The following is a 22,922-nucleotide window of genomic DNA, read 5'->3' on the forward strand; positions in this document are numbered from 1 at the left end:
CAGTCGGTTTATTAAGGAGCACTTTCGCAATCGCTACAGCCTAACACAAAGAAAAAAGGTAAAAACGATTACGGTTGATATGAATGCTAGTTATGTCAGTTTTATTCCAGAACTTTTTCCTAATGCCGATATTATTATTGATCGCTTCCACCTCGTTCAACTCGTTAACCGATCTATGAATAAAACACGGGTGAAAGTCATGAATCGTTTGCGCAGTGGGAATAGTGAAGACCAAAAAAGGTACCGTCGATTGAAGCGATTTTGGAAGTTATTACTGAAAAATGCTTCTAGTTTATCCTATTCTGCTTATAAGTACTACCCTTTATTTGGGCAACGAACAGAAGCAGGAATCCTTTCAGAAATGCTTGATTATGATCCTGAATTAAAAGAAACCTACAACGTTTATCAAGCTATTTTAGGCGCTGTAAAAACAAATGACTATAAAGCCTTGAAAGCAATTCTAGTATCACCACTATCTCTAGCGACTTCTTCTTATATAAGAACGAGTATAAAGACATTAAAAGCTCACTTATCTCATATTTTCAATACGTTCCGATATCCTTACAATAACGGAAAAATTGAAGGCATCAACAATAAAATAAAAGTGTTGAATCGCGTAGCCTACGGCTATAAGAACTTTATTCATTACAAAAACAGGATCATTCTTCACTTTAATCTAAAAACAGCACACAGTAATCACAAACAAAAAGAAAGAGAACATAAAGCTGCCTAACCAGCGAAATGTTCTCTCCTAAAATTATAGACTATTATTCTTTACCAACGTTGCTTGACGTAGAACCTTAAAAAAGGCCTCTTACTCAATGAATTGAGCAAGAGGCCTTTCGAATTTTTTCCTAAGATAAGTGAATGAGGTCACTTACCGATTTTGGAAAAATATCCATTTTTATTATTTGTTTTTTAGGTTGTAGAATGCTGATAAACCTTCGTACTCAGCTAATGAACCTAATTGATCTTCGATTCTTAATAGTTGGTTGTATTTAGCAATACGGTCAGTACGGCTTAATGAACCAGTTTTGATTTGTCCAGCGTTTGTTGCAACAGCGATATCAGAGATTGTTGAATCTTCTGTTTCACCAGAACGGTGAGATACAACTGCAGTGTATCCAGCTTTTTTAGCCATTTCGATTGCATTGAAAGTTTCAGTCAATGTACCGATTTGGTTAACTTTGATCAAGATTGAGTTACTGATGTCGTTGTCGATACCACGTTTAAGAATTTCAGTGTTAGTAACGAACAAGTCATCTCCAACTAATTGAACTTTATCGCCTAGGCGTTCAGTTAATAGTTTGAAACCATCCCAGTCATTTTCGTCCATACCATCTTCGATAGAAAGAATTGGGTATTTGTTTACTAATTCTTCAAGGTAATCAACTTGCTCTGCAGCAGTACGCTTAACGCCTTTTTCACCTTCGAATTTAGCATAGTTGTATACGCCGTCTTCGTAGAATTCAGAAGCAGCACAGTCAAAACCAAGGTATACATCTTTACCAGGCTCTAGTCCAACTTTTTTGATTGCTTCCATGATTGTTTCAACGCCATCTTCAGTTCCTTCGAAACGAGGTGCGAATCCACCTTCATCACCAACAGAAGTTTCAAGTCCGCGATCTTTCAAGATTGCTTTAAGTGCGTGGAAGATTTCTGCTCCCCAACGTAAAGCTTCTTTGAATGTTGGCGCGCCAACTGGTAAGATCATGAATTCTTGGAATGCAATTGGAGCATCAGAGTGAGATCCACCGTTTACGATATTCATCATTGGTGTTGGCAATACTTTAGTATTTGTTCCACCTAGATATCTGTATAATGGTAGGTCAAGGTAATCTGCAGCAGCACGTGCAACAGCAATAGATACGCCTAAAATTGCGTTAGCGCCTAATTTGCTTTTGTTTGGTGTTCCGTCAAGGTCGATCAACGCTTTGTCGATACCCATTTGGTCGCGAACGTCCATACCGATAACGGCTTCAGCAATTTTGTCGTTTACGTTGTCAACAGCTTTTTGAACACCTTTACCAAGGTAACGGTCTTTGTCTCCATCACGTAATTCAACGGCTTCGTGTTCACCAGTTGAAGCACCTGAAGGTACCATTCCGCGTCCGAAAGCTCCTGATTCTGTAAATACGTCTACTTCGATTGTTGGGTTACCACGAGAATCTAGTACTTCGCGTGCAATAACATCTGTAATATATGGCATGTGTATTGATCTCCTTTAAAATTGTTTTTTTATTTATACTCACTTTTTAAGTGGTTAAATACGTTTTGAGTGTTACTTGGGTATTGCTTAATCTGGAATAATTAAACTTTCTCCAGTCATTTCTGCCGGTTTTTCAATGCCTAATAATTCAAGCATTGTCGGAGAAACATCTGCTAATTTACCATCTTCGCGTAAATGAATATCGTGTTTTGTCACGATAACAGGTACAGGAACAGTCGTATGAGCAGTGTGTGGTTTTCCTTCTGGTGTCAACTCAGTATCTGCATTTCCATGATCTGCGAAAATGATGGCTTTTCCACCTTTTTCAAGAATCAGGTCAACGACTCTACCTAAGTTTTCATCAACGGCTTCAATCGCTTTGATTGTTGGCTCTAACATACCAGAGTGTCCAACCATATCAGGATTGGCAAAGTTCAAGATGATTGCATCATGCTTGTCATCTTGAATATCTTTCACTAATGCATCCGTTACTTCATATGCACTCATTTCTGGTTTCAAATCATACGTTTCAACTTTTGGAGAAGGAATCAAGATACGATTTTCTCCTGGAAACTCATCATTTGTACCACCATTCATAAAGAAGGTAACATGAGGATATTTTTCAGTTTCTGCAATTCGTAATTGAGTAAGACCATTGTTAGATAGAACTTCTCCAATAACGTTTTTCAAGTGAACCGGTGGGAACATCACTTCTGCATCCATATCAGCAGAATATTGCGTCATGGTGACAAATTTGATATTTTTCGGTGTGTTTTTACGGTCAAATTCATTGAAATCCGGTTCAGTGATCGCACGAGATAATTCACTAGCACGGTCTGGACGGAAATTAAAGAATACGATCGCATCATCGTCTTGGATAGTCGCTACTGGCTGACTATCTTTTTCAATGACAGTTGGGACGATAAATTCATCCATTACTTCATTTGCATAGCTAGCTTTTACAGCTTCAACTGGATCAGCTGCTTTAACGCCTTCACCATTGAAAATGGCATCATAAGCTTTTTCGACACGTGGCCATCTGTTATCTCGGTCCATCGCATAGAAACGACCTGATATAGATGCAATCGCACCTACACCTAAATCGGCCACGACATTTTGAAGATCTTGAATAAATCCAGCACCAGAATCTGGCGCAACGTCACGACCATCAGTGAAGGCGTGAATATACACTTTTTCAATACCTTTGTCTTTAGCAGTTTCAATTAATGCTGTCAAGTGACGAGAGTGACTGTGTACGCCACCATCTGATACAAGACCAAACAAATGTAGTGCTGAATCATTAGCCTTAACATGATCAAAGGCTCCTGTTAACACTTCATTCGTCTGGAATTCGCCTTCTTCAATAGCTTTGTCGATACGAGTGATACTTTGGTACACGATACGTCCTGCACCAATATTCGTATGACCTACCTCCGAATTCCCCATTTGTCCTTCTGGAAGACCGACTGGTAAACCAGAAGCTGCAAGGGTTGCGTGTGGATAAGTTTTCCAGAAACGATCAAAATTCGGTTTCTCAGCTTGTTCGACTGCATTACCGTACTGATCAGGTCTCCATCCAAATCCATCTAAAATGATAATCGCTACAGGTGCTTTACTCATATTACTTAGCCGCCTCCAATAATTGTAGGAATGACTCCGCTTCTAAACTTGCGCCTCCAACTAACGCACCGTCAATATCTGATTGTGCCATTAGTTCAGCGATGTTACCAGGTTTTACAGAACCACCGTATTGGATACGTACAGCTTCTGATACTGCATCACTGTATAATTTGTTCACTGTTTGACGAACAACAGAAATCGTTTCATTTGCTTCTTCAGAAGTCGCTGTTTTACCAGTTCCGATTGCCCAGATTGGTTCATAAGCAATAACAGAATTTTTAACTTGTTCATCTGATAAGCCTTCAAGTGCTTTTGTTACTTGGCCAGAAACTAATTCATTTGTTTCGCCAGCTTCTTTTTGTTCTAGTGTTTCTCCAACACAGATGATTGGAATCATTCCGTGGTTAAAGATTGCATGTGCTTTTTTGTTTACATCTTCATCTGTTTCGCCGAAGTATTCACGACGTTCAGAGTGTCCAATGATGACATACTGAGTACCTAGATCTGCTAATGCAGCTGGAGAAGTTTCTCCGGTAAAGGCACCTTCATCTTCAAAGTAGCAGTTTTGAGCTGCGATTTTAAGATCAGTTCCAGCAGTCATATCTAAAAGAGCTTGCGTATAAAGATTTGGTGCACCGATAACCGCATCTACTTTATCAGAAGAAGGGACATTATTTTTAACCTCTTCAATGAATGATGCAGCTTCAGCTGCGGTTTTGTTCATTTTCCAGTTACCAGCAATAATTGGTTTACGCATAATTCTATTCCTTCTCTCGATCATATTTTCGTTCGTTCCCGTAAATAGCCGCCTAGTCATACAAGTATCACTAGGCTAAGACTATCATTTACAGGTATTGGGATTACATTCAAATTGAATTATTTATCTGAGATTGCAGCGATCCCTGGTAATTCTTTACCTTCAAGATACTCTAGAGATGCGCCTCCACCAGTAGAGATGTGGCTGAAATCATCTTCGAAACCAAGTTCTTGAGCTGCAGTAGCTGAATCGCCACCACCGATGATTGTTGTTGCATCTTCTAGTTTAGCTAGTACTTCACAGATATCGCTTGTTCCTTTAGCGAAGTTAGACATTTCGAATACACCCATTGGTCCGTTCCATACAACTGTTTTAGCGCCTTCTAATTCTTTAGCGAATAATTCAACTGTTTTAGGTCCAACGTCAAGTCCCATTTTACCTTCAGGAACATCACCTTCTACTACTTCAGTTGGTACATCATTAGAAAATTCAGAAGCGACAACTGAATCAACTGGAAGAACCAGTTTGTCTCCAGCTTTTTCGATCAATTCTTTTGCTAATGATACTTTGTCTTTCTCAAGAAGTGAGCTACCAATACCTTTTCCAAGTGCTTCGTAGAAAGTATAAGTCATTCCGCCACCAATCAAGACTTTGTCCGCTTTAGAAAGTAAGTTTTCAATAACACCAATTTTATCTGAAACTTTCGCGCCACCTAAAATAGCTACGAATGGTCGTTTTGGTTCGTCAACAGCGCCACCGATGAAGTTGATTTCTTTTTCTACTAAGAATCCTGCAGCTGATTCAACGTTAGAAGCAATTCCTACGTTAGAAGCATGTGCACGGTGAGCAGTACCGAATGCATCATTTACGAATACATCGCCTAAGCCAGCCCAGTATTTGCCTAATCCAGCATCGTTTTTACTTTCTTTTTTACCATCTACATCTTCAAAACGAGTGTTTTCAAACATCAATACGTCACCATCAGATAAGTTGCTGACAGCTGTTTCAAGTTCTTCTCCACGTGTTTGAGCGACGAAAGTAACGTCTTTTTTCAATAGTTCGCCTAAACGTTCAGCGACTGGTGCTAGTGATAAACCAGCTTTGTCTTCTTCCGTTTTCACACGACCAAGGTGAGAAAATACGATTGCTTTTCCGCCTTGTTCAAGTACGTATTCGATTGTTGGTAGCGCAGCTTGAATACGGTTGTCGTTCGTGATTTTGCCATCTTTCATTGGTACGTTGAAATCAGCACGAACGAGTACTTTTTTACCTTTAAGATCTAAATCTTTAACTGTTTTTTTAGGCATGGTTAAACCGTCCTTTGTCTAAATAATTTTATATTCTAAAAAGCTTAGAATGGAGGAATCAAATTTCATTATATTACGTCAATAAAAGTAAAGTAATCCATTCAATGGGACTCTTTCAGCAAAATAAAAAACGGGGAAGCGCGATACTCTAGCGAGAAGAACTACAAAAAAGAGTTAGCTTGAACGACTATAATCGTCTGACGCTTTCTTTACATAGTTTCTCGCATAGAGTGAGTGCTCCCCCGCTTATTCATTCTTGTTCTGTTAGATTATTGATTCGTATTATTTAACTTCGAATTATAGAGAAGCGAAGTATTCAAGCGTACGAACTAATTGAGCAGTGTATGACATTTCGTTATCATACCAAGCGACAGTTTTAACCAACTGTTTTCCGCCTGCAGAAATTACTTTAGTTTGAGTTGCATCGAATAATGAACCGTAAGTCATTCCTAAGATATCAGAAGAAACGATTGGGTCTTCAGTGTAACCATAAGACTCGTTAGCTACTTCTTTCATTGCAGCATTGATTTCTTCAGCAGTTACATCGTTAGAAAGAATAACTTGTAATTCAGTTAATGATCCAGCAGGAACTGGTACACGTTGTGCAGCGCCATCTAATTTACCTTTAAGTTCTGGTAATACTTCACCGATTGCTTTAGCAGCACCAGTAGAGTTTGGTACGATGTTTGCAGCAGCAGCACGCGCACGACGGAAGTCACCTTTAGGGTGTGGTCCATCAAGAGTCATTTGGTCACCAGTGTAAGCGTGGATAGTCGTCATCAAACCAGCTTCGATACCGAACTTGTCGTTTAATGCTTTAGCCATTGGAGCCAAGCAGTTAGTTGTACAAGAAGCACCAGAAATAACTGTTTCAGAACCATCTAAAACTTCGTGGTTAGTGTTGAAAACAACAGTTTTGATATCGCCAGTTGCAGGTGCAGAAACAACTACACGTTTAGCTCCAGCTTTAAGGTGTAATTCAGCTTTTTCTTGAGTAGTGAAGAATCCAGTACATTCAAGAACGATGTCTACGCCTAGGTCTCCCCATGGAAGATCTTCTGGGTTACGTTCGGTCAATACTTTAACATCGCGTCCGTCTACAGTGAAGCTGTTGTCTCCAACAGTTACTTCGCCGTTGAAACGTCCTTGAGTTGTATCATATTTAAGCAAGTGAACCAACATATTTGGATCTGTTAAGTCGTTTACTGCTACAACTTCTAAACCTTCTACTTCGTTAATACGACGGAATGCTAAACGTCCAATACGTCCAAAACCGTTAATTGCTACTTTTACTGACATAATACGATTTCCTCCTGTGAAAATCAAAATTTTTTATTTTAAATCTTAATCAACGTAAGTCAACTAAGTCTTAAATACATTATAGTGGTGAACGGATTATAGGTTAGCCATATAATCTAACGTTCTTACCATGTTACCAGTGAAACCATATTCATTGTCGTACCAAGCGACAGTTTTAACAAGTTGTCCTGATTCGCCTTCGATGATTTTTGTTTGCGTTGCATCGAATACGGATCCTGCAGGAATACCGATAATGTCAGAGGAAACAATCTCGTCTTCATTATATAGATAAGCATCTGAAGCATAACCTTTCATAGCTTCATTGACCTGATCAACTGTTACTTCTTTATTTAAAACAGAGTATAATTCAACCATAGAACCTGTTACTACTGGAATTCTTACAGCTGTACCATCGACTTTTCCGTCTACTTCAGGAATAACTTTCCCTACTGCTTTAGCAGCACCTGTTGAAGCGGGAATAGCATTTTGAGCGCCGGCACGACTTTTACGTCCACCTGGTGCATCTTGTAATGTCTGAGTTGATGTATATGCATGTACTGTACTCATCAATCCATGATCAAGACCAAATTCTTTATTCAATACGTTGACCATAGGTGCTAAACAGTTTGTTGTACATGAAGCTGCAGAAACGATTTTGTCGTCTGCTTCAACTGATTCGTGGTTTACTCCGAATACGATTGTTTTAAGATCACCTTTAGCTGGTGCTGAAATCAACACGCGCTTAGCTCCAGCATCAATATGTGCTTGAGATTTTTCTGGTGATGTGTAGAAACCTGTACATTCCAAGACGATATCAATCCCTAGGTCTCCCCATGGTAACTGGCTAGCATCTTTCTCAGCATAAGCCTTAATGTCTTTACCTGCTACAGTTATTGCATCTTCCTTTGCCTCAACTTCATGAGGGAATCTGCCTTGTGCAGTGTCATACTTCAGTAAATACGCTAGATCGTTATTATCCGTTAAGTCGTTGATTGCTACAACTTCTAATCCTGTATCTGCCTCTAAAATGCGACGAAGAGCTAAGCGTCCAATACGTCCGAATCCGTTAATTGCTACTTTCTTTGCCATTAATGATTTCCTCCTTGGAATTTTTATTTCTAATTTTTTAAAGGGGTATCCCCGTTTAAAATCTGACTAGCGGCTGCCTCATCCGTCACTAACCATGTGTGCGGAGGGACAGTTTTAACATATGCTTCAATTGCTTCGGCCTTGTGGCGGCCACCAGCTACTGCAACAAGATGTGGAATCCGATCCATTTGACTCGATTGCAAGCCAATACGAGAGAGTTTGTAAACAATCTCTCCTTGTGGATTAACGAATTCTCCAAATGCTTCTGCTACAGCATTCTGATTTTTTAACAGTTTAAGCGTTTCTTTCTTCATGCCTCTTCTTTCGGCCATTTCGAAAGCACTACCTATACTGTACAAGACTAACGAAGCATTTTCAACTAATTGAAGTGTTTCTTTAATTTCAGGCTCTTCTGAAAGCAACGAGTACGTATCTGAGCGAACATGTTCTGGCGCATATAATGCTCTACTTTTTCCGCCAGACTTACGAGCCATTGTTTCAGCGATGACATTCGCCTGAATATCGACTGACTCTCCAAGTCCACCACGCGCAGGAACATAAAGTAATTGCCTCGCTTCGCCGAATTTTTCATCCATTGCATGAGCAACTTCTACCATAGTGGTACCGCCCATAACAGCAATGACATTCTTTCCTTCAGGAAGTAAAAAATCCAATGCTTTGACAGCTGCATGTCCAATATCTTCTAATATGAAAGAGTCCTTATCAGAATCACCTGGAACAATTACGCAGTGGCTGATTTTCAATCGATTGGCCAAGCGTGTTTCTTGGTCTTTTGTTTTTATATGTTGACCCATCAGTCGTTCAAGCTGTCTGAATGTTTCAATTCCTAAAGGTGTACATTCCATTCCAGCAGAAGAGATTTGAATCAAACTTTGCTTTCGCAAAATATCTACTTCGCTTCTCAAAACACGTTCAGTAAACCCTAATCTTCCAGCAAGAGATCGTCTTCCAATCGGACTAGATTTTTGAATTTGCTTTAGAATGTGATACCGTCTTTTTAGCGTTTCAAACATATCTGGAGCAACTTTTTCAATAACTGATAGCATTTTAGACCCTCTCTCTCAACTGCTTATGCACTCATTCTCTTGAGAATACCTTCTCGATCGAAAGCACAAATGTTCACAGCGAAAAGTGCCAGCGCCTAAATTGCATAAGGATATAACACTTTTACGTCTTACTAGTAAAAGAATTTATCTACTTACGATCTCATAAACACTTCTTAATTGATTGCATAGTAATTGTACCAATAAGCGGGGCACTTTTCAACCCATACAACCAAATTAGAGGGACGCAAATCGACCAACCTTGATATAATCGTCCGCCATCATTTTTATCTATTTAATTTGTCTTCAATTAGCTCTTTTAATGCCTCATTAGAAATGTGTTCATCGAAAATATTGTCATCAATAAATACTGAAGGCACTAGCTTAACATTTGCTCGTTCAGCTTCTTCAATAACTTCTTTTGCCACTTCTTCATTACTTTGTTTGCTTAATTGTCTTTTATCAGCAGCATATGCCACGATATCTTCTTCTTCTAAATTTCCCCATTCATCTTGATGTGCTAAAAAGTAACTGATGTCTTCTTTTGTTTTTTCAGGGTTTGAGTAATCAAGGTGATGGTGGATCACGTTCCCTCTTTTAAGACTTGGTTTTTCTTTGTCAAAGAGCTTAACGATTCTCTCGACTTTTCCTTCAGCTACATACTTATCTAATAAAGATGCGGATTGTTCCCACCATTGTCGACAAAATGGGCATCTTAAATTCATAAATTCTACGATTTTAACGGGTGCATCTTTAGATCCAATCCTAATGCCGTTGTCTGTCGTGACCGCTGAAGCTTTGATGTTCGTTGTATCCAATCTATCATCTTCCCTTCTTTGATCTTACTTGCTTATTATAACGCTAGAAACAATGTAAAACCAGTCAGACGGTTATTGATTTCCTGTATAAAAAGAGCGCCTTCATCTTTTTCAAACAGCTACTTCTTTGATTCTTTTAAACAATACTGCATTAAAAAAAGAGACATTCTGCAATGAGAATGCCTCTTTTGAATAAAATGATTGATTATTTATTTAAATCAGCTGAGCTGTCCATGATTTCGTCTACTAAACCATAAGCTTTTGCTTCTTCTGCCATCATGAAGTTATCACGATCTGTATCTCTTTCGATTACTTCTAAAGGTTGTCCAGTACGTTCAACCAAGATGTTGTTTAATCTTTCACGCGTTCTCAAGATGTGTTTCGCTGCAATTTCAATTTCAGTTGCTTGACCTTGAGCGCCACCTAGTGGTTGGTGAATCATGACTTCAGCATTAGGAAGTGCAAAACGTTTGCCTTTTTCACCAGCTGCAAGTAAGAAACTACCCATAGATGCTGCCAAACCAATCGCGATCGTTTGAACATCAGACTTAATGAAGTTCATCGTATCGTAGATTGCTAATCCTGCAGTCACACTACCACCTGGAGAATTGATATAAAGATAAATATCTTTTTCTGGATCTTGTGCGTCCAAGAATAATAACTGAGCGATCACAGAGTTCGCTACTTGATCATCAATTGGCCCGCCAAGCATAATAATGCGGTCTTTCAATAAACGAGAATAAATATCGTAAGCACGTTCACCACGTGGTGATTGTTCAATAACTGTTGGTACTAAATTCATTTGTATTGTCCTCCTTAAGTTCACTCAAACTGTATGTTAACATACCTTGATTTATGAAGCTAAGAATATTGTACTCCAAAGGTCAATAAAGGTCAAATAGTAAGTTTGCTCTTTTACTTTCAACCCCTTCTGATCTAGTTTCCCATCAATCTAATAACTTAAATTCGGCCGAATAGATAGCTTATCATACAGCATGGCTTTATCTTGGACTTGTCACTTTAGAAAGCTTAAACTAAAGTTGAATAATTCTTTGATTTACCTACGTCTTAAATTGAAGGAGGTAAACAGATTATGGTCAATAAAATAGAAGATCCCAACACAAAGTTTGAAGATGAAGAACAGAAAAAAAAGGCAGAAGGTAATTATGGCGCTGCTATCGGGGTCGGCGTTGCTGTTGGTGCTGCGTTCGGTATACTGTTAGACAATTTAGCACTTGGAATAGCAATCGGACTTGCACTTGGTGCTGGTCTAGGTGGTTTCGCTTTTTCCAAATCCAATAAAAAAGATTAAAAAGAACCTTGTCTACTAAGCAATCGTAGACAAGGTTTCCTTTCGTTTTTAAGTTTATTTACTCAATCACCTTAATTGATCGGCTGTTTTGAATGGATCCATTCCAATTAGTTTATTACCCAGTACGTTATCAATACTCTCATGGTCTACATAAGGATGAATTTCTTTCAACAGTTCCAACGTTTTTTTGGCGCCTTGATCCATCGAATGTGCACCCGAAATTAATAGAATATCATTCGGTGTAAGTTGCTCTACACCTAATCTCAATGAATCTTCTAACTCCTCAAAAAACGTGACATTTATTTTTTGATCATCCATAACTTTCAAGAAAGCTTCGAATTCTTCCTCTGTTACTCTATCTTTTTCTTCCACATGTGCAGTCGCTTTAGTCAAAATAATCTCTTCGACTTTCATCTTATGGAATTTCGCTGCTAAAGACTCTGCAATTTCTGTGCTATGTTCTGCACCATTGCTTCCCCTAATCGCATGCACGATATGAAGCGCATCGTAGTCTAAATGACTGATCGTTTCCATACATGAATCGATATTATTTTGATTCAGTAAAAGGTCATCAATGACTTTAAATTCTTCATCGTAAAGCATTTGGAATCTTCTTTCTACTCCTCGGAAATTTTTAATACCTTGTTGAACATCTTCCAAGGGAATATCATTCACTAGTCCCGTTACCAACGCAGTCAATGCATTGTATATAGAGTGACGGCCTGGGACTGACATTTCAATTTCAAGTTCCATTTTATCTATCTGTTTTCCGCTTAAGGTTTTGAAAGGTTTTTGAATCGTTACTGTGAATGCAGGCATGCCCTGATTAAATTCGATGCCTGATACCGTGATTGTTCCAGTCTGATTTTCAATACCAAATGTTACCACTTGTGCTTCAGTTTCGTTTTCTAATGGAACGAGCAGTGGCTCATCAATGTTTAATATAGCTGTACTTCTTGGTGAAGCATTTCTGATAAGCATCGCTTTTGCGTCAAAGTATGCATCAAATGATTCGTGTAATCGAATATGCTCTGGGCTAATATTCATAAAGGCAACAACGTCGAAGTCAGTTCCGGCTACACGTTTTAATTCTAAGGCTGAAGAAGAAACCTCCATTGAAACATGTGAAATATTGTGATCTCTCATTTTTGCAAAATGTTGCTGTAGATCATAAGATTCCGGTGTTGTTAGTCTACTCATCTCGATCTCATTATCGATTTTCACAAGAATCGTCCCGATAAGACCCGATTTCAGCTTGTACGCTTTAAATATCTCTTCCGTCATGTATGTAATCGTTGTTTTACCGTTCGTTGCAGTAATCCCGAATATACTCATGGCTTTTGATGGCTCTCCAAAGAACGTACTAGACAAAATCGCTAATGCTTCTCGACTATCTGAAACTTTGAACTGAGGAATATCAATTTCTTCTATAAAATGTTCAACAATGATTGCAGATGCGCCTTTTTGTGTTGCATGTTTTGCATATTGATGGCCATCTGTCTGTTGTCCTTTGATGCAGACAAATAAGGTGCCCGGCTCCACTTTTTTAGAATGGTAAGCAATATTATTGATCATTATTTGATCAACAGTCTCTTCTTGCTTATCAAGACGGCTATCGTCAATCTCTGCCGATTTCAGTAAGTCTTTTAATTTCATGATGATCTTGACTCCTCCAGTGAGCGTGTACAATTTCTGATAAGCAACAGTCAATAGACATAAAATACCTATTAGTAACATTTATTCTACTATTTTTCCTGTTATATGTCATATCATTTGCTCATGGATGACGTTCAAAGAAGAATATTTATAGATAGAAGCTAATCAAATTATTTTCTCTATTTATTTGAGCGCAATGTCTTTGCCTATCGTCGGCATACCCTTTTGTGCCCCAGGTTTTTGGATAGACAATGCGGCTGCTTCATTAGCGAACTGTATACTTTTCTCTATCGAATGACCGCTTGTAATCGCCACTGCTAGTGCACCATTAAAGGTATCTCCTGCCCCGGTTGTATCGACCACTCTTTCAACTTTACTTGCTGGTACAGTGACGACCTTGTTTCCATCATGAAAGACAGCCCCTTTTGATCCTAACGTGACGATCAATTTATTTGGATAGCTTTCAAGGACATTTTGAAGTGATCGTTCTGGAAACAGTGTCTTGAATTCAGTCTCATTAGGCGTAAGAAAAGCCAGCTGATCTATCCAGCGCTTTTTTAACGGTCTCGCAGGTGCAGGATTGTATAATAGCAGTATGTTGTAATCAGCACTAAGCTGCATCAATTTTTTAACCGTGGCTTCTGGAATTTCATTCTGAACAAGAATCATTTCACTCATTTTCAAGCGATTCAGTACTTCTTTATTTTCGCTCCATACATCTGGCGTATAAGTATCATTGGCACCTGCAACATAAATAATGGCATTGTCTCCATCAACAACGGTGATAATAGCCGACCCTGAAGGAGCGTCTTCAATCAGCTGAACGGCTTGGGTATCAATATGGTTTTTATTTAAGTTCTCTATCAATTTCTGACCAAAGCTATCTTTTCCTACTGCACCAAGCATCGTGACTTCCGCGCCAAGTCTTGCAGCAGCAATCGCTTGGTTCGCCCCTTTTCCACCAAAATTCGTTTGGAATGATTCACCTTGAATCGTTTCTCCAATTTCTGGGGTGCGTGTTGTTTTTACGACAAAGTCTGTTGAAATACTGCCGACAACAGTAATTTTAGGATTCATTTAATCTCTTCCTTTCTAATTCAATAACCTTAGAGCGATAACTGTTAGTACAATTTGGTGTAAAGGATAATACCAATAGAAAAAGTATCTTGGTAATTTAGGTAATTTGATTGATTTGTTTTGGATAAATAAAGGCAGCGCACATAGCGCATACATTTGAATCGTCACTCCAATGATAAATTGAGTGATTACGGCAGCCACTGTACCTTGAATGAGGTTCTTTTCTTTGATCCAATAGATACTCCACCCAAATAAAAATCCATAGATGCCATATTCCAAAGGAATACTCAGCAGTAAAAATAGTGGGAAAAATGGTTTATATCGTAAGGACAAGGATAATGTGGCTAGTAAAAATACAACGTTTAATGTATTTGGGGTAATCGGCATCGATATAATCCCTAGTAGTAACAACCTGATAATGTATTTTTTATAATCTTTCGTTCTGATTGTGCCTTCTACTGTACTATAGAGAAAACATGGAAAGGCTATGCGACCGATGATTCTCATCCAGATAAATTGAGGAAATAAAAAATAGCCGGCATGATCTATGGTCATCGTGATGATACCGATCCACTTAATCATGTTCAGTTTGTGGTCAAATGTCTTTTGCATAATCAAGTCCCTTCTAGTTGATGGCTCCTTCTTTCTATACAAGCCCATCTATACAACGTTTAAAGTTTTCTTTATTATATCAGTTTTTTCAGTTCATCTGTTTTAAATTAAAGAAGTGGCTGGCATATTAATAAGTTTTCGGCCTTTTTTGGTCAGGTTCTAAACTGTTTGATAAATGCGTATGAAGTCTGTGGACCGTTGAAGTAGTTCGCTCATGCTTCGGGGCGGGGGATTGCGTTCGACTCCGATGATAATTGAACCTAGTTTCGAACATATCCAGCGTTTGCGTCCAATTTGACAATAATCAAACCTGTTTTCGTACGCATCATTCAATTGTACTAGATTCATGCGTATGAGTAGATGTTTTTTTAATGTATCTACTATATGAATAGCATTAAACAAGAGAAGTCACTGAGAGAATTCTACAAGTACAATTCTCTCAGTGGCTTCTCTATCGTTAAAGGCTGTGCGGACCTTACGTTCTAGTCTCTTTTCGATTCGTTATTAGACATTCCTGAAATTAGCTGCACTATCATCAAAAATCATGCCCACTCCTACCATATGGCCTTGACTAGCTGAAACAATCAATTGAGATGGCCCAGTGATTTCTCCAGCCGCATAGATACCGGCTACGTTTGTTCGTCCCATACCGTCTGTTTTGACAAATCCGTTGTCGCCTGTCTCAATCCCTAATTGCTGAATGAGTGGAAAAGTTTGATCAATAGTGGGTGTACAAAAACCGCCCGTTCTGTTCAACTTTTCTCCGTCTTCGAAAATGACTTGTTTCAATTGCCCTTTTTCGCCTTCTAATTTGGCAATCCCTTTTTCGATCAATTTGATGCCATTAATCATTAACTCTTTTTTCTGTTCATCAGTAAAGATTTTTTTCCCATCTGTCACAACCACTAAGTCATCTGCCCAATTTTTAAGTAAGGCAGGAATGTGTGTACCTTCTTTTGTATCAATAATGAAAACAAGTGATTCATCTTTCATTTCCCAGCCATCACAAAATGGACAACTAAACAAACTCTGTCCATAATAGTTTTCAATTCCTTCAATCGTAGGTAGGGTTTCTTTAAACCCTGTTGTAATAACTACTTTTCTCGCATAGATTTTTTTAGCTCCGAGTGTTTCAACTTCAAAAGTATAATCATCCTCTTGCTTCACAGACACCACTTTATCGTTCATTGTCGTAATTCCAGTATAGCGAGCTAGATCTCTTCTCCCTTTTTCTCGAAATTGTTCTGGCGTGACGCCATCTCTTGTTAGAAAAGCATGAGAAGCTTTAGTTACTTTGTTTCGTGGCTTCTCCTCATCAATCAGTACAACTTCTTTTTTACCTCTACCTGCTACGAGAGCAGCAGCCATTCCTGCAGGGCCACCGCCTATAATGACAACATCAATCATTTTTCTCCTCCTACAAACTCTATTAAAGACCTTTAATATCTGTAATTAAATCAAAAATTAGCTGATCACTAATTTTCTTTATTCATCCGCTCTAACAAGTCCGCTATAGTTCGGTTGTTTAGTTCTTCTTTCATCTTATCTTCCACTTCTGCCATCGTCTGTTCAATCAAACAGGTACGATTCCATTTTCTATCATGTGACATTGTACAATTCAGCAATGACTCATATCCTTCGGTCGCCTGAATAATATCTAAGAAAGAACAGTCCTCTGGTGATTGCATCAATCGATAGCCACCTTTGACTCCCGGTGAAGATTCAATCAGTCCTGCTTTGGATAATTTTGTTAAAATTTTAGACAGATAAGTTGGTGAAAGCTTTTGTCGACTCGCTAATTCTTCCACCCCAATCGCTTCATCAGTTGATTCCATCGCTAGATGAAGCATGGAGTGTAGCGCATAATTTGTTGCTTTAGAAAATTTCATGATCAGCTTCCTTTAATTACAGATTCGTTTTGTCTTTAATTGACTATACTTGGTCTAGCTTGAATAGTCAATCATTCAAAAACTTATTTTTAAAGTAAGCCATTTAATTTCACTGTAAGCGTGGTGCCTTGCGGTGATGCGTCGCTTGTTCAAAGGCGTAGGCGCATTCCAATAATACTGGCTCTGCAAAAGCCCCTCCAGAGAAAGTGATCCCTACTGGTTCGCCTGATGGTGTGTAACCGGCTGGTACCGTGATGGATGGATAGCCTGCTTTAGCTGGTATCATTGCTCCAGCATTATTCGGTGTAACGATTGCATCTAATTGTTCATTTTGAAGTACCGCGTCGATACCTTTTTCACGAGCATTTTCCTGGTCAAAGATCAAACTATTTAAATAAGCTGGCTCTGTTAATTGACCGCTAGTTGCAGCTGCTTGGTAAAATAGTGATTGTCCATATTTTAATGCTCTTGTGCCTAGCGCTCGATTGCCTTTAATCAAGTCATCTAACGTGTTTAAACCAAGCGTTGGTTCAACTGTTTTTAAATAAGATTCTATTGCAGATTTGAACTCATAGACCATGAGATCGATCGTCCAAGATTCCTCCGCTGTCGGCACGTTGACGTTTTCGATCACTTCTGCACCAGATTCTTTTAGTACGTCTATCGCTTGATTGATGAGCTGTTGTTTATCTTGATCGACATAATCGAAAAATGGCTCCCGTGCGATTCCGATTCTCTTTCCTTTCAATCCATCTTTTAATAGGTGGTCTGTAAAGATTGTTTTTAACAATGGATTGGTACTCGTAATCGCGTCTTTATCATCTTTGCCTTGTAAGACAGATAACAATATCGCTGCATCTTCAACCGTTCTTGTCATTGGTCCCGCTGTATCTTGTGTGAATGAAATGGGGATGATACCACTTCGACTAATGAGCCCAACAGTTGGTTTGATTCCTACTAGTGAATTTTGGCTAGCTGGACTTAAAATTGATCCCGACGTTTCTGTACCAATTCCTGCTACTACAAGATTGGCCGCAACCGCAGCGCCAGTTCCTGCACTTGGTCCACCAACGATAAAGTCTTTTCCATATGGATTGAGTGTTTGACCACCACGAGAACTGTATCCTGTTGGCATGTCGTCCGCGATGAAATTTGCCCACTCTGTCATATTTGCTTTACCTAAAATAATCGCACCGGCTTCTTTCAATTGTTTTGCTACAAAAGCGTCTTCTTGCGCTACGTGATCCTTTAGTAACAGTGATCCCGCGGATGTATGCAGTTTGTCGTTAGTATCGATATTATCTTTAAGGATGACTGGAATCCCGTGTAATATCCCTCTTTTTTTACCAGCTTGCCTTTCTGTGTCTAGTTGATCGGCTAAGTGCAAGGCGTCAGGATTCAACTCTAATAGACTGTTCAATGTAGGTCCCGAAGAATCGATCGTTGCTATTCGTTCGAAATAAGTGAGGACAATTTGTCTAGAGGTTACTTCTCCTGCTTCTAATAACGCATTTAATTCATTGATTGTTTTTTCTGAAATCCAATTGGTTCGTTCATTCATGCTCATTTCTCCTCACACATTCTTAGTCGTTATCTAGATAAAATAGTTATTATAAAAAGTATTCATCATTATAGAAGCTTATTAATTTCTCCCATGTTACTTATCTCTTTATTTTAGTTAATGACACATATCTACACAATAGAAATCCCTTTAAACTAAACCTATAGGAAATAAAGAGCGCTAACTGAAAGTCAGTCAACGCTCTTCACTACTGTTTTATTCTAATTAATCGTTGCTAACATCTTCTCCGTTTGTTGCGATGACTTTTTTATACCAGTCAAATGATTTTTTCTTCGTACGCTTCAGTGTTCCATTACCTTCGTTATCGCGGTCAACGTAGATGAAGCCGTAACGTTTTTTCATTTCACCTGTTCCAGCACTTACAAGGTCAATACAGCCCCAAGAAGTGTAACCCATTAGGTCGATACCATCTAATTCAACAGCATCTTTCATTGCTTTGATGTGTTCAGCCATGTAAGAGATTCTGTAATCATCTGCTACATATCCATTTTCATCTGGCTCATCAACAGCACCTAGTCCGTTTTCTACTATAAATAATGGTTTTTGGTAACGATCATAGATATCGTTCATTGTAATACGAAGTCCAAGTGGATCGATTTGCCATCCCCATTCACTTGCATCCAAGTATGGGTTTTTGATTGATGCAAAGATATTTCCAGCAGTTTTTTCGTTCACTTTTGGATCTCCAGAAGCTACACGTGAAGAGTAGTAAGAGAACGAAATAAAGTCTACCGTATTTTCCATTAGTAGTTCTTTATCGCCTTCTTCAAAGGGAATCTCGATGCCTTCACGTTCTAATTCTTTGATGGCATACGCAGGATATTGTCCACGTGATTGTACATCGATAAAGAAGTAGTTTTCGTGATCTTCTTGTTGTGCCGCAAATACGTCTTGAGGATTTGGTGTATTCGGATAGTATTTACCAGCAGCTAACATACAACCAACTTGGTTGTTAGGATCTACTTCATGTGCAATTTTTGTTGCAAGCGCGCTTGCGACTAACTCGTGGTGTGCTGCTTGATATTTTACTTGTTTTTGGTTTTCGCCTTCTTCAAAGGCTAATCCAGCACCCATGAATGGTGCGTGTAGAATCATGTTGATTTCATTGAATGTCAACCAATATTTTACAAGTCCTTTATAACGTGAGAAAATCGCACGACAAAGGTTCTCATAAAATCCAACCATCTTACGGTTACGCCAGCCACCATACTCTTTGATCAAGTGCATTGGGCAATCAAAATGAGTAATCGTTACTAATGGTTCGATACCATATTTGTGGCATTCTTTAAATAAGTCTTCGTAGAATTTCAAACCTGCTTCGTTTGGTTCAGTTTCGTCACCATTCGGGAAAATACGAGTCCATGCGATTGAAAGACGGTAGGTTTTGAAGCCCATTTCTCCAAACAACGCAATATCTTCTTTAAAACGATTGTAGTGATCGATTGCGCCTTTTGCTGGATAGAAATGTTCATCGTCAAAATCTAAGTGTTTAACTTGTCCAGTGATGATTGGTCCGCGGTCTTCTCCAACCGGTACAACATCGACGTTCGCTAATCCACGCCCGTCTTGATCGTATCCACCTTCAAGCTGATTGGCCGCAGTAGCGCCGCCCCATAAAAAGTCTTTTCTAAATCCCATTATTTATTTTCCTCCTTGAGTTTCTTGAATTCGTTATCATTTGTTTCTATTTATTATTGTAAAGAATGTAATCCATTACATACAAGCACTTTTAAGTAAAATTTTTGTAAGTTATCAAACTTCATAACGCTTTTCTCTCAATCAGCCTATAACAACACTTCTTGAACTTTAATCCACTACCACATAAACATCGATCATTTCTTTCAGGCATTGGGTAGACGCTATTCAGATAATGCATCAATTGCTCTTGTTTGATTCTATCCGCAATGCTTTGCATGCCTTCATCTGCATAAGCGTAAATCATTTTATAGGCTTCACAGAAATACTCCGTTTCCTGAGGATTTTCGCGGTTCCTATTCCGCACACATCCACCATTACATAAATCAAGAAATGGACAATCTACACACTTTTCTGAAATAACAGGTTTTTGCTGAACAAATTCTTGTAAAATGGGATTTTGAAGAATCTCTTCAAGTGAATCTTCACCTACGTTTCCTAATTTATAATCATCTTGTATGTAGAAATCACATGGATAGGCATCTCCGTTTTGCTCTAGCACCAACATGGTCGGACAATATTTCCTGTGCTGACATAATTCAGGTGTTTGATGTAGATACACGGCTAACATGTTATCGAAAAAGCGAATAGAAGTATCTGGCTTGCCATCGTTATACCAAATATCAAAAGCTTCGCACAAAAATTGTCCATATTCCTGTGCTGTAATGTGAAATTGTGGTTGTTGATCTGCTTCTTGAGAAAGAAAATCCATACATGGAATGAATTGTATAAAATCCATATTTTGCTCTTTATAAAACGCCATCAACTCTTTCGCTTTGTGTACGTTATCTTCATGAATAACGGTTATAACGTTGAAATCTACTGATTCATTTCTTAAATGTTGCACGCCACGCATGACTGCATCATAACTACCTCTACCATTACTTCTTACCCGTCTTTTGTCATGAATAGCTTTTGGTCCATCCAAGCTTATGCCTACTAAAAAGTTATTTTCTTTGAAAAATTGAGCCCAAAACTTATTGATCAATGTACCATTTGTTTGTATCGCATTGGTAATTTTTTTATTTCTTGTAGAATATTTCTTTTGTAAGGCGATGATTTTTTTAAAGAACGTTATACCTGCCATTAGCGGTTCCCCACCTTGCCAGACAAATGGAACAATGCCCCTTTTCAGCGTAGTGTATTCCTTAATAAACTTCTCTAATACTTCTTCGTCAATTCGCTCAAATCTACCTGGCATTCCTGAGCAGCGACTATAGTAACAATAATCACAAGCTAGATTACATGCTTCAGAGACTGTTTTCCACATGACACCATCAATCACAGGTTCATTTTTCGTTAACATCTATATTATTTCCTCCTACAATTTTTCTCAGTTATGTTTATTTTATCAGTTTGAATCGATTAATCCTATATCTTTGTGATTTTATTATCAATATAGTTATTCAATCAAAATATGTACGAAATAATAATTATTTTACTTAACATAGATTGCCTCTATATAATATGGTACAGTTACGGGTAGCTTAATGATCAAGTAGGAGGAACAAACATGACGCACTACGATGTACTCGTCGTTGGAGGCGGGACAAGCGGTATGATGGCTGCCATCTCAGCCGCAGAATCCGGCGCCAAAGTCGCTGTCGTTGAAAAGAATAAATTACTCGGTAGAAAATTGCTTGTAACGGGGAACGGTCGTTGTAATGTAACGAATAACCGTGACAAAGAAGAAATCATTACCCATATTCCTGGTAATGGACGCTTTTTATATAGCGCATTCTATCAATACGATAATTATGATATTATGAAATTTTTCCGGTCAAACGGTATTGCTTTAAAAGAAGAAGATCATGGAAGAATGTTTCCGACAACGGATAAGTCCAGAACCATTGTCGATGCGCTCAAACGTATTATGGAAGAACAGAAAATTGAAGTCTTCCTCAATGCGCCTGTAGAGACTGTCTTATATGAAGATGGAAAAGCACAAGGGGTATTATTGAAAGATGGTCGTACGCTTTTATCTAAAAGTGTCATCTTGTCTACTGGCGGTCGTGCCATGCCAAAAACCGGTTCAACCGGAGATGGTTACCAATGGGCTAAAAAAGCTGGACATACGTTAAAACCTTTATATCCTACCGAAGTACCTATCACGTCAAATGAACCTTTTATAGAAGAAAGAGTTCTTCAAGGTCTTGCTTTGAGAGATGCAGATATGAGTGTTTTGAATAAAAAAGGGAAAGCTGCGATTTCTCATCGTATGGATATGATCTTTACGCATTTTGGTATATCTGGTCCTGCAGTCCTTCGTTGTTCCATGTTCGTACATCAAGTGATGAAACGCGATAAAACAGACTACGCTACCATCAAAATCGATGCGTTACCGGATCAATCTGTCGGTGAATTAAAGCAAGACATGGCTAAATTGATCAAAGACGCCGGAGATAAAAGCATCAAAAACTCACTCAAAGGACTTGTTCCTGAGCGGTATCTCTTGTTTGGATTGGAAAGGCTGCAAATTGAAGATAGCATGCCTTTGAAACAGTTGAATCCAGCGCAAATCGATGCTATCATCACCTTCTTCAAAGATTTCCAGTTCACAGTAAATGGCTCTCTTCCGATAGAGAAAGCTTTTGTTACGGGTGGCGGGGTCGATACAAAAGAAGTCAATCCAAAAACACTTGAAAGTAAAAAAATGGCGAATCTTTACTTTACTGGAGAGATTCTCGATTATAATGGCTACACAGGTGGTTACAACATCACTGGTGCCTTTATTACCGGTCGCGTTGCTGGTATGCATGCTGCGCAATCAACGATGGCAATGGTTTAATAAACTTAAAAAAATAGTAGTCCTGTAGAGAAAGTCTTCTACTGGACTACTATTTTTGGCTCTGTGTCAACTGGTGTTGGTAACATTAGTTACCCTTAAGAAGATCTATCGGTTTCATTCGATAGGTCTTCTTTTTTTAGGTTTCATT

General features: G+C 38.6%; 20 protein-coding genes. 3 read left to right on the top strand and 17 right to left on the bottom strand.

Annotated elements, in window-relative coordinates; translation table 11 throughout:
• A partial coding sequence (locus tag J5J05_RS06750) for an ISL3 family transposase (RefSeq protein WP_208559921.1) occupies positions 1 to 733 on the top strand: 733 nt, incomplete at its 5' end.
• Positions 734 to 907: 174 nt separating this feature from the next.
• Here the strand turns inward: J5J05_RS06750 and eno are convergent.
• The 9 genes from eno to clpP all read right to left on the bottom strand — a co-directional run bounded on the left by eno (position 908) and on the right by clpP (position 10,965).
• Positions 908 to 2,209: a phosphopyruvate hydratase gene (gene eno / locus J5J05_RS06755; protein ID WP_208559922.1), complete on the bottom strand. Its 1,302-nt coding sequence runs from the start codon at positions 2,207 to 2,209 to the stop codon at positions 908 to 910.
• An 87-nt stretch (positions 2,210 to 2,296) separates the two neighbouring features.
• Positions 2,297 to 3,829 (bottom strand): 2,3-bisphosphoglycerate-independent phosphoglycerate mutase, encoded by a 1,533-nt coding sequence (gene gpmI / locus J5J05_RS06760; RefSeq protein WP_208559923.1) that lies wholly within the window; start codon positions 3,827 to 3,829, stop codon positions 2,297 to 2,299.
• A gap of 1 nt (position 3,830) precedes the next feature.
• On the bottom strand, positions 3,831 to 4,586 hold the full coding sequence (gene tpiA / locus J5J05_RS06765; RefSeq protein WP_208559924.1) for a triose-phosphate isomerase: 756 nt from the start codon (positions 4,584 to 4,586) through the stop codon (positions 3,831 to 3,833).
• Between the two features lie 119 nt (positions 4,587 to 4,705).
• A complete protein-coding gene (locus tag J5J05_RS06770) occupies positions 4,706 to 5,893 on the bottom strand; it encodes a phosphoglycerate kinase (RefSeq protein WP_208559925.1) in 1,188 nt (395 codons plus the stop codon).
• Positions 5,894 to 6,190: 297 nt separating this feature from the next.
• A complete protein-coding gene (gene gap / locus J5J05_RS06775; RefSeq protein WP_208559926.1) occupies positions 6,191 to 7,192 on the bottom strand; it encodes a type I glyceraldehyde-3-phosphate dehydrogenase in 1,002 nt (333 codons plus the stop codon).
• Between the two features lie 96 nt (positions 7,193 to 7,288).
• A complete protein-coding gene (gap, locus tag J5J05_RS06780; protein ID WP_208559927.1) occupies positions 7,289 to 8,281 on the bottom strand; it encodes a type I glyceraldehyde-3-phosphate dehydrogenase in 993 nt (330 codons plus the stop codon).
• Positions 8,282 to 8,310: 29 nt separating this feature from the next.
• A complete protein-coding gene (locus J5J05_RS06785; RefSeq protein WP_208559928.1) occupies positions 8,311 to 9,348 on the bottom strand; it encodes a sugar-binding transcriptional regulator in 1,038 nt (345 codons plus the stop codon).
• A gap of 284 nt (positions 9,349 to 9,632) precedes the next feature.
• Complete coding sequence (locus tag J5J05_RS06790) at positions 9,633 to 10,163, bottom strand: DsbA family protein (protein ID WP_208559929.1); 531 nt, start codon at positions 10,161 to 10,163, stop codon at positions 9,633 to 9,635.
• A gap of 205 nt (positions 10,164 to 10,368) precedes the next feature.
• A complete protein-coding gene (gene clpP / locus J5J05_RS06795; RefSeq protein ID WP_208559930.1) occupies positions 10,369 to 10,965 on the bottom strand; it encodes an ATP-dependent Clp endopeptidase proteolytic subunit ClpP in 597 nt (198 codons plus the stop codon).
• A gap of 291 nt (positions 10,966 to 11,256) precedes the next feature.
• On the opposite strand from clpP, the gene J5J05_RS06800 reads away from it, so the two are divergent.
• Positions 11,257 to 11,475: a glycine zipper domain-containing protein gene (locus J5J05_RS06800; RefSeq protein ID WP_208559931.1), complete on the top strand. Its 219-nt coding sequence runs from the start codon at positions 11,257 to 11,259 to the stop codon at positions 11,473 to 11,475.
• Positions 11,476 to 11,541: 66 nt separating this feature from the next.
• Here the strand turns inward: J5J05_RS06800 and J5J05_RS06805 are convergent, their stop codons facing one another.
• From J5J05_RS06805 to J5J05_RS06840, 8 genes are all read right to left on the bottom strand, one after another.
• Positions 11,542 to 13,131 (bottom strand): Mur ligase family protein, encoded by a 1,590-nt coding sequence (locus tag J5J05_RS06805; RefSeq protein ID WP_208559932.1) that lies wholly within the window; start codon positions 13,129 to 13,131, stop codon positions 11,542 to 11,544.
• Positions 13,132 to 13,314: 183 nt separating this feature from the next.
• Complete coding sequence (gene rbsK, locus J5J05_RS06810) at positions 13,315 to 14,208, bottom strand: ribokinase (protein WP_208559933.1); 894 nt, start codon at positions 14,206 to 14,208, stop codon at positions 13,315 to 13,317.
• A gap of 15 nt (positions 14,209 to 14,223) precedes the next feature.
• Positions 14,224 to 14,820, bottom strand: a complete 597-nt coding sequence (locus J5J05_RS06815; protein WP_208559934.1) for a TraX family protein — start codon at positions 14,818 to 14,820, stop codon at positions 14,224 to 14,226.
• Between the two features lie 504 nt (positions 14,821 to 15,324).
• Positions 15,325 to 16,227, bottom strand: coding sequence for an NAD(P)/FAD-dependent oxidoreductase (locus J5J05_RS06820; RefSeq protein WP_208559935.1), 903 nt, complete (start codon positions 16,225 to 16,227; stop codon positions 15,325 to 15,327).
• 68 nt (positions 16,228 to 16,295) lie between these two features.
• Positions 16,296 to 16,709 carry an RrF2 family transcriptional regulator gene (locus tag J5J05_RS06825; protein WP_208559936.1) on the bottom strand — a complete coding sequence of 138 codons (414 nt, stop codon included), beginning with the start codon at positions 16,707 to 16,709 and terminating at the stop codon, positions 16,296 to 16,298.
• A 109-nt stretch (positions 16,710 to 16,818) separates the two neighbouring features.
• Positions 16,819 to 18,270 (bottom strand): amidase family protein, encoded by a 1,452-nt coding sequence (locus tag J5J05_RS06830; protein ID WP_208559937.1) that lies wholly within the window; start codon positions 18,268 to 18,270, stop codon positions 16,819 to 16,821.
• 225 nt (positions 18,271 to 18,495) lie between these two features.
• Entirely contained in the window at positions 18,496 to 19,929 is a 1,434-nt protein-coding gene (locus J5J05_RS06835) for a 6-phospho-beta-glucosidase (RefSeq protein ID WP_208559938.1), read from the bottom strand.
• A 121-nt stretch (positions 19,930 to 20,050) separates the two neighbouring features.
• Positions 20,051 to 21,292 carry an anaerobic sulfatase maturase gene (locus J5J05_RS06840; RefSeq protein WP_208559939.1) on the bottom strand — a complete coding sequence of 414 codons (1,242 nt, stop codon included), beginning with the start codon at positions 21,290 to 21,292 and terminating at the stop codon, positions 20,051 to 20,053.
• A 207-nt stretch (positions 21,293 to 21,499) separates the two neighbouring features.
• Here J5J05_RS06840 and J5J05_RS06845 point away from each other — a divergent pair, with 207 nt between their 5' ends.
• A complete protein-coding gene (locus tag J5J05_RS06845; protein ID WP_208559940.1) occupies positions 21,500 to 22,774 on the top strand; it encodes a BaiN/RdsA family NAD(P)/FAD-dependent oxidoreductase in 1,275 nt (424 codons plus the stop codon).
• Positions 22,775 to 22,922: the final 148 nt, after the last annotated feature.

Origin of the sequence: Marinilactibacillus kalidii (assembly GCF_017599325.1) — a bacterium.
GTDB classification, from domain to species: Bacteria; Bacillota; Bacilli; order Lactobacillales; family Carnobacteriaceae_A; genus Marinilactibacillus; species Marinilactibacillus kalidii.